Below are 13,975 nucleotides of genomic sequence, written 5' to 3'. Positions count from 1 at the left end.
ATCCCTTTTTCCTTTATGGTTTGATGGATGGTGGGGTATAATCACAAATAAACGAGGTAAATATGCATTCCTTTAAAGACGACACTGTTAAGCTGCCTTTGGGCGCTGTATGGTTAATGAATTCTATTTCCGAATGCAAAGGCAAACAGGAATTATATACAAAACAGTCCCCTCAGATTCTGAAATCACTTGTTGAGATGGCGCTTATTGAGAGCGCAGAATCATCCAATCGTATTGAGGGCGTGACAATTGAGAGTAATCGGCTTAAGCCTCTTATTATCGGCAGGAGCAAACCGCATGATCGCCCCGAGGAAGAAGTGGCGGGTTATCGCAGGGCGCTTGATCTGATACATAAAAAAAACACAAGTCTTCGCATAACGCCGGAGACAATCAAAGAGTTACATCGTTTGTGCCGTGGTGAAGTATGGGATGCAGGGAAATGGAAAGAGAAAGACAACGATATTATCCGCAAATATCCTGATGGCCGTGTTGAGATTATCTTTAAACCCGTAGGCTCAGGTAAAATACCGGCTATGATCGAACAACTATGCCTTGCGTATGAAAACAGCGTCAATCAATTAAAGTATCCTGAGCTCTATGCCGTTGCCTGTTTGGTGCTTGACTTCTTATGCATTCACCCATTCAGAGATGGTAATGGCAGAGTATCCAGACTTTTGACATTATTGGCTCTCTACCAGCATGATTATCAGGTGACTAAATACATAAGTCTTGAGCGTATTACTGAACAGTCAAAGGAAACATATTACGAATCACTGAATAAGAGTTCGCAAAAATGGCACCAATCAAAGCATGATATTTCCCCATGGTTCAATTATTTTCTTGGAATAGTGCTTGGAGCATATAAGGAATTTGAAGAACGCGCAGGAAGCATAAAGCCTCTAAGAGGGGTAAAAACAGAGATAATCACTGCTGCGGTTGAAAAGGAAGTTGGAGAGTTTGCCATATCTGATATTGAGAGATTATGTCCTGGTGTCAGCAGGGATATGATCAGAGTCGTGTTCAGGCAATTGCAGAAAGAAAAGCGAATTGTCTGTCTTGGCAAGGGACAGTCCGCGAAATGGAAACGAATAGGGTAATAAATATATGAATGGGGCAATGAATAGGGTATTATCCTTTTCTTTTTCCTTTATGGTTTGATGGATGGTGGGGTATAATGGGAGAAAATGAAACAAAAACTTCCTAAAAAAGTATTATATACAGGATATATCTCAACTCATCATGATTGGAGCCATGCTATTTGGAATGCTTTTAATGATGCTGAAAAAAGAAACAAAAAATATAAACTAAAAAAACTTAGAGAAGATGAATTTTGCAATACCATATTTGCTATAAGCCTTAACCTCGAATTTCTCCCTTTTATTGTTAGGAGGATAAATAAAGAGAAAGAACGACTAGCTCCGTATATTTATAATAGAAACAAAGATAATGATAATAATGATAAATGTTCTTTGGATATTCCCATTGAGATAAAATATCCCTTACTTATTGATATTGATTCGCTTATATTTGAATTACGTTCGTGTTGTGAATTGATGGAAAAAGCAGCAAAGAAACTATCAAGATACTTGAAAAACGTTTTCAAAAGAAACCTCTCTGTAGCAGAATTACCTAAAAAACAATGGTTGTCTGCGAATTGGCATAGGAAATTAAAGGAAATCAGAAAAGACATATTTCATCATTCAACATCTCACTTAGATATTGATATTAGTAACGAGCCATATGATTTGCTATTTCCTACAGTACATACGAATGACTATAGCACAAAAACAAAGTTTTTTCGTCTAAGCGAAATTATAAAAATCTACGACGGATTTAAGCAAGACTCAACCTATTTAGAAAAATATATAATTAATCAAATTAGTCAATTGCATTGAGAGTAAAGCAATGAATGAGAATCAATTCTTAACCACCCGAATTCCCCCCGAACGCTTTCGGGCAATGACAGAAAGGGAATATTTTAAATGAAGACAGAATCCATAAGCAAGTTTAGAGACGTCTGGAACAACAGGGATTGGAATGTTCCATTAATTGCAATCATATTACTTGGTGTGGCGTTCAGGCTGAGTGTGTTTTCAACTCATGATTTTCACTGTGATGAAGGATTGCATGGCTCCTATGTTTTAGATATTGCAACGAAAGGTGACTGGCTCTTTCGCTCAACCGATGTAGACAGACCTCCTGTTTTCTTCTATGTAGCAGCTCCGTTTGTTAAGGTTTTAGGCAATCATGTTAATGTTCTCAGACTCCCGAATCTCATCGGAAGTATAGCCGGCATATTCTTAATATATCTCATCTGCATAAGACTCTTTAATAGAAAAACTGCTCTCTGGGCATCATTTCTGCTCGCTGTCTCTCCTTACAATATCGTATTTGGCCCAACGGTATTTATAGATGTGCTTATGTCGTTTTTTATTTTGTGGAGTTTTTATCTTTTATGTATCGACAAAACTTTTTTATCAGGTATTGTTTTTGGCCTGGCACTTGGCACAAAGCAGCCTGCTATTATGGCTATCCCAGTATTTATATGTTTTTAAATATTACTTTTTTGGAAGAGCAACAACACTTTTAATATAAAACTGTATCTAAAAAAATATTCTAAGTGGATCTATGGCTGCCTAATTATCCTGGCGCTGGTTTTTGCATGGTCGGCTCTATGCCAAAGGCCAAGATTCGGCATGCTGGGAAAGGCATATTCACACCAGAGCGGCGTGTTTACACTTGATTTTGGAAGTTTCCTTGAGCGAGCCAGGCAATGGTGGCAGTATATAAAACTTACGTTCAACTCCATACCATTAAATATCCTATTTATCCTGTCAATCCCTTTACTCGTTTATAACTCCAGAAGACTTTTCTTTAATATTAAATTTAGAAGGAAATTTGAGATTATTGCTGATATTATTCTGATACTTTTTGTATACACACACATACTTCTTTTTGTTGTGTTTCAGTTCAAAGTATATGACAGATACCTGCTTCTAATATCCCCTTTTATGATCATAGTGCTTGCAAGGATCCTGAATTATATTATCAAACCTCCTGTAATGAGAAACAAGTTTATAAGAACAGGTTTTATTTTAGTAATAATATTATCAGGGCTTTGCTCCACAAAGAATATCGGGAAATTGGACATGGGAGCAGTCTATTCAAAAAGCGATGGCATGGGTAATGCATCTGTATATCTAAAGGATAACGCACTTCCGAATAGTATTATTTATTTCACGCGGGAGGTTCCATGGGAGATGTGGTATTACTGCTATGGTAAAGAATGGCGCATGAAGACACTCCTGTACGGGGGTATTGAAAAATTCACGGAAGATACACGCGACAAGTTTTATAATGGCATATATGTCGTTGCATATAAAGATGACCTGAGTATGATACCCATGATTAATGATGCACTGAAGAAGGATTGGAAAACAGCATGGTATCAAGCCGCTTCTCGACATAAAATATACAAAAGAGGAGACGAGCAATTTTGCGTGTATAGGGTTGTTTTGAGAAAAGACATTGAAATCGAGGATATCAAAAAGAAATTAGACGTATCTAACATACAGGAATTATTAGAATATAGATTTAAGAGTAGAATCTCTTCCGATGTCAATTTAAACATGCGCATAAATCCGTCACGGAATTTCAGAAATGGCTATTTTGATGAGATAGTTATAATGACTGATAATCTAAGGTTGAAACGCGGTATAAATGCAAAGATTCATCTCAACTGGAGCAAGGTTAAACTTAATATGGATGATCTACTGTTTCATTCTACTATTAGTGTGGAATCAGGCAATGCCCAGCAGCCAAAATTAATAATATCTAAAGATTGTTTCAGGGAATTTCTGAAAAAGAAATTAAAAAAGATATATGCGCAACAGGTTAATTTTGAGGAGGAGGACGTCATTATAGGGGGCAGGACAAAATTCATAAAAGAACTGCGCATCAAGGCGATATGTGAGCTTGGAACAGAAGATGAAAAGAGATTTATATTCCGGATCAAGGACATCATCTTAGAAAATACTTATTTGCCTGATTATCTTATAAGACTTATCAATAAAAAAGCTAAAGCAAAACAAGTTTGGAAACTTCCTCAACTTATAAAGGCAGATAGTGTGTATTTTACAGGAGATGATATTGTAATAGAATGAAGCAACGCATAAACATACTTCAGGTATCAAATTCAAAAGTATTCGGCGGAAATGAGGAGCATATAAGAGCCCTTATAAAGTATCTTGATAAGGAGAAATTCAGCGTGCTTACTGCAGTTCCTGAAAGTAGTGAGTTTGGAGCAGTATTAAAGAAGGGTGGTTTTAAAATAGTATGCAATGAAATTTCATCTAAGTTCAGTTTCCACTCATTAAGGAATATAACGAGAATCATCCGTGAGAACAACATCCACATTATTCACACACACAATAGAAGAGAGGATCTGCTGGGCGCAGTCGCATCTCTAATTCTTGGAATTCCACATATTGTGACAATTCATGACCGTATCAATATGAATCAGGAAGGTGAAAGAGTTAATAACTTTAATGCCATATTTTATAAATTTGTCCTGAAGCATATACCAAAAAAGATTATTGCTGTTTCTGATGCAACAAAAAAAGACCTGCTTCAAGAAATTAAAATAACTGGGCATAAAGTAATTCATATTATTAATGGAACTGATTTTGAGAGGTTGAATGTTGATATAGATACTCATAAAGAGAGAGGAAAACTGGTTGGATTGATTGCAAGAGTCAGGAATAGAGAGGTTGGTAAAAAAGGACATCTATACTTCCTCCAGGCTTGCAAAATAGTATTAGAGGGACATAAAAATGTTACGTTTGCAATATGCGGTGAAGATAGCATAACAAGAGAATACCTTGAGAGTATTTGCAGAAAGTTACATATTCATGAACATGTAAGGTTTCTTGGATACAGGAAAGACATTGCAAATGTTATATCCATGTGCGACATAATTGTTCAGCCTTCATTATTTGAAGGACTGCCAAGAGTACTTGTTGAGGCAATGTATCTCGGAAAATCGGTTGTAGGAACGGATGTAGATGGAATAAGAGAAATTATTAAACATGAAGAAACAGGTTTATTAATTCCTTCCAAAGACGCAAGATCGTTAGCAAACGCTGTAATACAGCTTCTTGATAATGAAGGTCTTGCAAGTAAATTTGGCAGAAATGCAAGCAAGTTTATTAAATCAAACTATGATGCACGAATAATGGCAAAGCAAACAGAATTGTTGTATCAGGAGTTGCTTGCCAAATCCAGATGTTTACCTAAGTGGGTTCCAAGCATCTCATAATGCTCATTCTCATAAATATTTAAGGTCTTATAGATCTCATCTTTCATATCTTTCAGGATGCTCCCGTATGTAATATGCAGAAGCTGTCTGGAATTATTTTCATTGAGAAGCTCAGGGAGCTCTTCATTAGAGAGTTTGCTAAGCGCGGGAATTCTGGATAGATCAGTGGTAACATGATATGATTTACGGTCTTTTTCAAAATTACTAAGTGCTATCTGGTGCATGCGCCGGTAGAGGACAGGGTTCTTATGGCTGATAAGGCGGACTGCCTCCAGCCAGTTTGTTCCGGCTGTCTTGATGTGAAATACTCCTTCAGTAGCTTCTGCGACTGTCGGATAAATGGAAAATTTATCACTGCCGCTGTGAATGCTTAGCTTATATCCGCCAAAGTGGCGGCATATATCAGCATGAGCTAAGAAATCTTTTTTAAATATCTCTATATCACCAATATAATCAATCCCTTTTTCAAACTCTCCAATAAATCTTAAGGCCAGACTTGTAAAATTGACCCTGTTTCGCCTGAGTTCCTCTACAATAAATATATGAGCTAAAAGAGTGGTTGGAGTATCAGTTTCATCTACTGATGCCTCAAAATCAAAACCGTTTAAAATCCTCTCTTTAACAATATTATAACAATTTACAATATGCTCTAATGCCTTGGCATAGACAGAAATAATATTCATCAGCTCAGTCTTGGTCATCTTGTATGTGTTTGCACCTATTTTACCTATTTCATAGGTTTTTCCCAAATAAAGCCTTTCGTAGAAGTCTGTGTTTGGAATACTTTCATACGTTGATGTAAGTTCCTCATGAGACATATCCTTTACGTTGTCATTAATATAATCTGAAGGGTCTATGGTGTACATAGTATAACCATGTTCACATGCTTTAATAACATCATCCTGCTCTTTGACATGGTCAATATCTGCTCCATAGCCTTTCCTGTATCCTTCCTGAAAAACTCCCCACATAGCATCATCCAAGACAATTTCCATACTGCGGCCTGTGCGTTCCATTTCTCGTATAGACTGCTGGGAAAGAATCGGAAATATATCCCTGCCTTTAATGGTCTTAATATGGCCCGGAGTAGCTAATCCCAATCTGTCTCCAAAACCAAAACTTCTCTTAATTCCGCAAGCAACGGGATTTAGATGCTTGAATAAATTACGCAATCTAAGAGCATTGAAGTGAGTTTTTTCATAGACATTATATTTAGATATTTTTTCTACAGACTTCTCAAATTCCGTATCATCCGAAACCAGATATTTCTTAAGGTCTTTTTTTGCAAGAAGATAAATCTTGCCACCTTTTTTTATCTTAGATTCGTTGTAAACTTTGTAACCTTCTTCAATAAGAGATTTCATTTAATTAACTCCTTAATTTTAGGTGTTCATCTTCTAGCTTACTATATATCTTAAATTGGTCGAGACTATTTTTAGATACATCTAATTCTGGTCAGTTGACCCGTCTTATTAGAGTAACTTCTTATATCAAAAAGCTACTATCATGACAATGAATATCTTGCTGTGAGAGTTACTCATGTTTTTCAGCCTTTGTATGTTAGCATTTTTTTTGCTTTGTGAAAATTACCATGAAATTTCGACTTGACGTGTCGAAATTTCATGGTATAATTATGGATATTTACGGAGGATTATATGGAGATTAAGCGGGTAAAGGAATTAAAGTTGCTGAAAGAAAGGCTGAAAGAAAATCCTGTTGTTGCAATTTTAGGACCTAGACAATGTGGAAAAACAACGTTGTCCAAACAATTTTCACGGAATGTTTCAGAAGAAGTTCACTTCTTTGACCTTGAAGATCCACGTCATTTGGCCAGACTCGAAAATCCTATATTGGCATTTGGAAACTTAAAAGGTTTTATAGTTATTGATGAGATACAAAGAAAACCTGATCTTTTTCCCGTATTACGTGTTCTTGTTGATAAGAATTCATCGGCAAAATACATTATACTTGGCAGCGCCTCACGGGACCTTATTGTTCAAAGTTCGGAGTCTTTAGCAGGAAGAATCAGTTATATTGAAATGGGAGGATTTTCTATAGAGCATTTGTCTGCTGTTGCTGACATAAAAAAACTGTGGATAAGAGGAGGATTTCCACGCTCATTCCTTGCCGGAAGCGAGCAGTCTTCATTTCAGTGGAGACAGGATTTCGTTACAACCTTTCTTGAGAGAGATATTCCAAATCTGGGGATTAGAATACCTGCCAGAACGCTAAGGCAATTTTGGATGATGTTAGCCCATTATCATGGCCAGATTTTTAATGCATCAGAGATTGGGAGAAGTTTGTCTATATCGGATAACACAGCCAGACGATATTTGGATCTTCTATCCGGAACCTTTGTTGTCCGACAACTGCAGCCATGGTACTATAATACCAAAAAGAGAATTGTCAAAAGACCTAAGATGTATTTTAGGGATTCAGGTATTCTCCATGCTTTACTCTCTTTAAATAACTATAATGCAGTAACAACATATCCAAAGCTGGGGGCTTCATGGGAAGGATTTGCTATTCAACAAACAATTGAACATCTAAATTTAAGAGAGGAAGAAACCTTCTTTTGGGCAGTTCACACAGGAGCAGAACTAGATCTGATTTTTGCGAAAAAAGGTAAGCTATGGGGTATTGAAGTGAAATATGATGAAGCGCCGAGATTAACCAAGTCAATGAAGTTTGCCATGAGCGAACTTTCATTAAGTCATCTATGGGTTATTTATCCAGGCACAGAAAATTATCCATTAGATAAAAATATCTCAGCTGTTTCCATAGAAAAAATAAAAAATTATGAATATTTCAGGACTTAAGAATATCTTAATAGTAGACCTCTTGCGCATAGGGGATACAGTCGTAACATTCCCTGCAATAAGAGCGGTTAGAGAAAATCTGCCTGAGGCGCATATAACTTTGGTTGCCTCTGCCAATCTCAGACCACTAATTGAAGAGCAGGAACTTGCTGACGATATTGCGTATTTTGACTGTAGAAAAAATGGAAGAAATCTATTTTCAATACGGAGATTTGCTAAGAGCCTGCCAACTCAAGGCTATGATCTTGCAATAGTTCTGGATACAAGGCTTACGAGTAATCTTATAGCATTTTGTGCTAATGCAAAGAGGCGTATAGGCTATAACTATCGCTGCAGAGGATTCTTATTGACAGACAAGGTAAAAGCTCCTCTTTACTGGAATAGGCCTATGTGGGAATATTCGAACTCAATAAAAGTATCTCATGAAGTAGATAGCTGGCTAAAACTCATAGGAAAGGCAGGATTCCTTGTCAAAGAGCAGCGACCTCATATTAGAGAATCATATAAGAACCAGAAGTGGTGCGAAAGTTTTCTAAAAGAGCACAATGTACTGCAGGCAGACACTATTGTATGCATACATCCCGGAAGTAACACGTCTTATCAGTGGAAATCAGACAGATTTGCACAAGTTGGAGATTTTATAATAGAAAAGTTTAAAGCAAAAGTCTGTATATCAGGAGGACCTGATGATGCTGATTTAATAAAAGAAATAGAGAACAATATGCACGCTAAACCAGTAATTTCAAACTACAAAATGAACCTTGTCCAATATGCAGAGCTTCTGAGAAGAGCAAATCTTTTGGTAAGTGTAGATACTTCTGCAACTCATATAGCTTCTGCAGTTAATACACCGGTCATTGCTTTATTCGGTCCCGGGGATCCCGGAATATGGCGGCCATATGGAGAGGAGCATATAGTTATACAAAAAAACGACGCTTTATGTGTAGGCTGCAAGAAACCTGTTTGTAAGCAGGATAAACACTATTGTATGGATGCAATAACTGTTGAGGAAGTATGCAAAGCTGTTTACAATAAACTGCAGAAAATAACAAAGGGGGATGTATGAAAAATGTAAGAATCGGAGTGATTGGTACTGGAGGCATGGCAAGCCTGCATATGAATAATATTAAAAAAACAGAAAACGCCGAACTAACAGCTGTCTGTGATGTTGATCTGGGGAAAGCTAAAACTGCTGGCAAGAAATATAATTGCAAAGTGTTTAGCGATCACAAAGAACTTCTGAAGGGAAAGGTATGCGATGCAGTTATGATTGTTACTCCACACTACTTCCATACTACGATCGGCACTGATGCGCTTAATGCTGGTCACCATGTTCTGGTTGAGAAACCAATTTCAGTGCATAAAGCTGACTGCGAGCGTCTTATCGCTGCGCATAAAAAGAATAAAAAACTGATATTTGCAGCTATGTTCAACATGCGTACAGATCCTCATTACAAAAAGATTAAACAGCTTATTGACTCCGGAGAACTTGGGGAGCTTATTAGAGTTACATGGATTATTACAAACTGGTTTCGCACTAATGCGTACTTCGCATCTGGCTCCTGGCGCGCAACATGGAAAGGTGAAGGAGGAGGAGTACTCCTGAATCAGTGCCCGCATCAGCTGGACTTGTTTCAGTGGTTGTGCGGAATGCCAAAAAAAGTGTACGGTTTTTGCAGTATTGGGAAAAGACATGATATTGAAGTAGAAGACGAAGTTACTGCATACATGGAATACAAAAATGGAGCTACAGGTGTTTTTATTACATCTACCGGCGAAGCGCCGGGAACAAACCGACTGGAGATTGCCGGCGAACGCGGAAAAGTGGTTCTTGAAAACGATACATTAACCTTTATTCGCAATGAGGTCCCTGCAAACAAATTCATCAATACATCAAAACAGATTTTCGCAACACCCGATGTATGGAATATTACCATTCCTGTAAAGGACAATGGTGGGCAGCACGCTGAGATACTGCAAAACTTTGTGGATGCTATTCTTAAAGGAGAAAAACTAATTGCTCCGGCTGAAGAGGGCATACATTCAGTGGAACTCGGCAATGCTATACTCTATTCTTCTATGACCGATAAGCCTGTTGAAATGCCTCTGAACAGCAAAGCATATGAGAAAATGCTCAAAGAACTTATCAGAAAATCAAAATTTACCAAAAAAACAGCAAAGAAAATAGACGGGGATCTCAGCAAATCCTTTAACAAATGACGAATAAAATTATAAAACCTGACTATCTGGGACATAGACGGAGAATTAGAGAAAAGTATCAAAAGAGCAGATTGGATAACTGGCATGATTATGAAATTCTTGAGTTGATACTCACTTATGCAATACCCCGCAAGGATACAAAACCAATCGCTAAAACATTGCTCAAAAAATTCAAAAGTATTAGAGGGGTCTTTGACGCAGAAATAGAAGCGCTAAATACGGTGAATGGAATAGGCGCAAATGCAGGTATGCTTATTAACCTGTTTAAGGAGGTTGTTTCCCTATATCTGTTGCAGGATCTTCTGGAACAAGAGAATATAATATCTTCACCAAAAGCAGTCTATGATTACTTACAAGCTTCATTAAGAGGAGCTAAGGATGAAATTTTTAAGGTTATTTTCCTTAATACAGCCAACAGACCTGTTAAAGTAGAGACAATACATGTCGGTACTGTAAATAAGGCAGTAGTTTATCCTCGTAAAGTAGTGGAACATGCTTTAAGAAACAAAGCAGTATCTGTTATACTCGCGCATAACCATCCTGGAGGAAGTCTTACGCCTTCAGGGGATGATAAGAACATAACGCAGGTATTGATTAAAGCGCTTGGTACTGTAGATGTTAATGTGCTGGATCACATTATTATAGGATTTGAAGGCTATTTCAGTTTTAAGGAACACAGATTAATATGAGCATTAAGAGGGTTAAAAACCCTAAGGTTTTATACATAACAGGAGAAACTGTGCCTGGGAATAACGGCGGATCAGTGCATGTTTGGGAGGTTGCCTCAAATCTATCCAGACTTGGATATGAAGTAACTTTAATCTCACAAAGGCAAGGAACATCAGCGCATTCTGAATACTTAAAAGGAGTGAAACTCCTTCGCACTAACATGCAATATTTAAATAAGATTCTATCTATTACAGGACTTAAACTGCTTCCGAAACTACTGATGAGAAATTTTGATATAGTCATTGAAAGATATGTTACCTTTGGCGGAGCAGGAACTATATATTCAAAGCTTAAGAAAATCCCGCTTATACTTGAGGTAAATAGTCCTCATACCGAAGAGCTTATATGGAGATATAACATTACATGTAAAACAACTATTAATATTCTTAGAACCTGGAGAGATATTCAATTCAGACAGGCAAAAAAGGTTATAGCTACTTCACTTACAGTTGTCCCTGAGCATGCCCGCCTAAAAACAGAGCAGGTTAGATGGGCGGCAAACACAGACATGTTTGCACCTGAACTGCGAAACACAGACAAAGCAAATAAAATCAGAAGGAGGTACAATCTGGAAAACAAGTTTACAGTAGTGTTTGCAGGCACATTCAGAAAGTGGCATGGTGCACTTGACCTTCCAGAACTTGTTAAAGCTGTGGTCAGAAAAGCTAAGAATGTGCTGTTTCTCTTTGTTGGAGGCGGAGAGTGTCTGGATGAAGTAAAAGCTAAAATCAGAGATATGCATTTGAGCCAGTATGTGGTTTTTGCCGGCACCCAGAGATATGAAATGATGCCATACTTTATGGCAGTATCCGATGCGGGCATTGCGCCTTACAATGCAGCATATTATAAGCCATTAAAGGATTTTGGGTTCTTCTGGTCTCCTCTTAAGATATTTGAATACATGGCATCAGGACTTCCTGCTATTACTGTTTCTTATGACCCGCTTCCTAAGATTGTTATCAATGGAGAAACAGGCTTTATAACACCTGCTGAAGACCCCTCTAAAATAGCAGAGGCAATCATTAATCTTGCTAAGAATCCTCTTAACGCTTCCAGCATGGGAAAGAGGGCAAGAGAATTTGTAGAGAATAATTACACATGGAAGCTCCATGTTGACAATCTGGATAAAATAATAAAAGATACTCTAAGAAAGGATTAGTCTTGCGTATTGCAATAGATGCCAGAATGATTTTACACTCAGGTATTGGTACTTATACAAAAAATCTGCTTACAAATATCTTTGATATTGATAAGTCCAACGCCTATATTTTGTTAGGCAAAAAGGAAGCTCTTTCTAAATATGCTCAAAAGCCTAATGTTTTCATAAAGGAGTTTCATTCGCCAATCTATGGCGTAATTGAGCAAGTTATTGAGCCTTTAAAACTCTGGAATGTAGAATTTCTACATTGTCCGCATTACAATATCCCTGTTATATATGAGGGAGAAATGATAGTTACCGTTCATGATCTAATACATCTTATTTTCCCTCAGTTCCTCGAATCCAGGGCTGCATATTTCTATGCTAGGTCATTGTTTAATCTGATGGCTATAAGAGCAAAAAAGATAATAGCTGTATCTGAAAACACAAAAATTGATATAGTAAATTATTTAGGTGTGAAAAAAGATAAGGTTGTTGTAATCTATAACGGTGTCTCTGAAATATTCAAAAAACCCGCTTCTCAAGAAGAACGTGAAAAGCTGAGACGCAAACTAAACCTGCACGAAAAATACATACTTAATGTAAGCAATATGAAGAAACATAAAAATATTGAGACACTTATTGAAGCATATTCAAAGCTCAGAAAAAAAGGTATAGAGCAAAGGCTTCTTTTGGTTGGAGGGAAAAAGGAGAGGATTGGAGAACTGAAGATTTATGCAGAACAGTTTAATGTGGATAAAGACATAGTTTTCCTCCAGAATATAAATTTTAAGGAATTACCTCTTCTTTACCAGATATGTGATATATTTGTTTTCCCTTCCCTTTATGAAGGATTTGGCTTGCCGCTTGTAGAAGCGATGGCAAGCAGAGTGCCCGTTGTAACATCCAATGTATCTTCAATGCCTGAAGTTGTTGGTAATGCAGGCATAACGGTAGAGCCTAAGAATGCAGATTCTCTGGCTGAAGCAATAGAAAAAGTTATTTCTGATAGCAAATTGAGAGAGGATATGATAAAGATGGGTATAAAGCAAATAGAGAAATTCAACTGGCAAGATACTGCCAGGAAAACACTGGATGTTTATAAAAGAGAATTTATTTAACAGATAAAAGGAGAAAAATACTATGGCTATAGACAAGGAACTTCTGGATATCCTAGCATGTCCAAAATGCAAAGGGGATATAAGACTTGAAGGCGAGTATAAGCTTGTATGCGATGCTTGCAAAAAATACTATCTAATAAAAGAAGATATCCCTGTTATGATGATTGATGAAGCAGTGGATTACGTGCCAAAAGGGAAGTAAAAAAATATTTTCTGGGAAGAGACATGAGACAGGAAAGAAGAAAATACACTAGAATAGAGGAAGAGTTTAAAGTAGAGTATGAAATCGTTGAGCTTGATGATTCTCTGCCAGTCAAATATGATCTATTGTCGTCTCCAAAATTAAAATATAAGGGGAGTACGAAAGATATCAGCGAAAAAGGTATCTGTCTGGAGGAAATAAACTTAAAAAGATTGTTAGTTTCGGTTGTAACGGAAGGGACAGAACTAAGATTGAAAATTTCAATTCATCCAGGAGATACTATCAATGCAATAGGTAAAGTGGTGTGGAAGAACACAGAAAAGGGCATATGTGGCTTAGAGTTTGTAAGTATTTTTTATAAAGACAGCCTAAAAATTCACAATTATGTTGTAGACACTGTAAATAAATATTCTGAGGCGTGATCCTATA

The 13,975-nt window shown here is 37.1% G+C and carries 14 protein-coding genes; 13 read left to right on the top strand and 1 reads right to left on the bottom strand.

Annotated elements, in window-relative coordinates; all coding sequences use genetic code 11:
- The first annotated feature begins 62 nt into the window (after positions 1–62).
- The 5 genes from KKC91_08150 (at position 63) to KKC91_08130 (ending at position 5,317) form a co-directional block, all read left to right on the top strand.
- Positions 63–1,097, top strand: coding sequence for a Fic family protein (locus KKC91_08150; GenBank protein MBU0478523.1), 1,035 nt, complete (start codon positions 63–65; stop codon positions 1,095–1,097).
- 87 nt (positions 1,098–1,184) lie between these two features.
- The gene (locus KKC91_08145; protein MBU0478522.1) at positions 1,185–1,895 is read left to right on the top strand and encodes a hypothetical protein; all 711 of its coding nucleotides are present in this window, start codon (positions 1,185–1,187) and stop codon (positions 1,893–1,895) included.
- 87 nt (positions 1,896–1,982) lie between these two features.
- On the top strand, positions 1,983–2,555 hold the full coding sequence (locus tag KKC91_08140) for a glycosyltransferase family 39 protein (GenBank protein ID MBU0478521.1): 573 nt from the start codon (positions 1,983–1,985) through the stop codon (positions 2,553–2,555).
- A gap of 141 nt (positions 2,556–2,696) precedes the next feature.
- Positions 2,697–4,163, top strand: a complete 1,467-nt coding sequence (locus KKC91_08135) for a hypothetical protein (protein ID MBU0478520.1) — start codon at positions 2,697–2,699, stop codon at positions 4,161–4,163.
- Positions 4,160–5,317 carry a glycosyltransferase family 4 protein gene (locus KKC91_08130; protein MBU0478519.1) on the top strand — a complete coding sequence of 386 codons (1,158 nt, stop codon included), beginning with the start codon at positions 4,160–4,162 and terminating at the stop codon, positions 5,315–5,317. The genes KKC91_08135 and KKC91_08130 overlap by 4 nt, the downstream gene beginning before the upstream one ends.
- Here KKC91_08130 and KKC91_08125 read toward each other — a convergent pair.
- Positions 5,260–6,681 carry a tagaturonate epimerase family protein gene (locus tag KKC91_08125; protein ID MBU0478518.1) on the bottom strand — a complete coding sequence of 474 codons (1,422 nt, stop codon included), beginning with the start codon at positions 6,679–6,681 and terminating at the stop codon, positions 5,260–5,262. The genes KKC91_08130 and KKC91_08125 overlap by 58 nt on opposite strands.
- A 291-nt stretch (positions 6,682–6,972) precedes the next feature.
- Between KKC91_08125 and KKC91_08120 the strand changes: the two genes are divergently transcribed.
- Genes KKC91_08120 through KKC91_08085 form a run of 8 tightly spaced genes read left to right on the top strand, consistent with a single transcriptional unit; the run spans position 6,973 to position 13,968 of the window.
- A complete protein-coding gene (locus KKC91_08120; protein ID MBU0478517.1) occupies positions 6,973–8,136 on the top strand; it encodes an ATP-binding protein in 1,164 nt (387 codons plus the stop codon).
- Positions 8,117–9,202, top strand: coding sequence for a glycosyltransferase family 9 protein (locus KKC91_08115; protein ID MBU0478516.1), 1,086 nt, complete (start codon positions 8,117–8,119; stop codon positions 9,200–9,202). The genes KKC91_08120 and KKC91_08115 overlap by 20 nt, the downstream gene beginning before the upstream one ends.
- Complete coding sequence (locus tag KKC91_08110) at positions 9,199–10,356, top strand: Gfo/Idh/MocA family oxidoreductase (GenBank protein ID MBU0478515.1); 1,158 nt, start codon at positions 9,199–9,201, stop codon at positions 10,354–10,356. Before KKC91_08115 ends, KKC91_08110 begins: the two co-directional genes overlap by 4 nt.
- Positions 10,353–11,045 carry a DNA repair protein RadC gene (gene radC / locus KKC91_08105; protein ID MBU0478514.1) on the top strand — a complete coding sequence of 231 codons (693 nt, stop codon included), beginning with the start codon at positions 10,353–10,355 and terminating at the stop codon, positions 11,043–11,045. The genes KKC91_08110 and radC overlap by 4 nt, the downstream gene beginning before the upstream one ends.
- Complete coding sequence (locus KKC91_08100) at positions 11,042–12,244, top strand: glycosyltransferase family 4 protein (protein ID MBU0478513.1); 1,203 nt, start codon at positions 11,042–11,044, stop codon at positions 12,242–12,244. Before radC ends, KKC91_08100 begins: the two co-directional genes overlap by 4 nt.
- A 2-nt stretch (positions 12,245–12,246) precedes the next feature.
- A complete protein-coding gene (locus tag KKC91_08095; GenBank protein ID MBU0478512.1) occupies positions 12,247–13,344 on the top strand; it encodes a glycosyltransferase family 4 protein in 1,098 nt (365 codons plus the stop codon).
- A 22-nt stretch (positions 13,345–13,366) separates the two neighbouring features.
- Complete coding sequence (locus tag KKC91_08090) at positions 13,367–13,546, top strand: Trm112 family protein (protein MBU0478511.1); 180 nt, start codon at positions 13,367–13,369, stop codon at positions 13,544–13,546.
- Between the two features lie 23 nt (positions 13,547–13,569).
- Positions 13,570–13,968 carry a PilZ domain-containing protein gene (locus tag KKC91_08085; protein ID MBU0478510.1) on the top strand — a complete coding sequence of 133 codons (399 nt, stop codon included), beginning with the start codon at positions 13,570–13,572 and terminating at the stop codon, positions 13,966–13,968.
- The last annotated feature ends 7 nt before the right edge of the window (positions 13,969–13,975 follow it).

Source organism: bacterium, assembly GCA_018812485.1.
In the GTDB taxonomy this organism is placed as follows: Bacteria; JAHJDO01; JAHJDO01; order JAHJDO01; family JAHJDO01; genus JAHJDO01.
The sequence above is the reverse complement of the archived record's forward strand: the minus strand, read 5'-3'. Positions and strand labels throughout refer to the sequence as shown.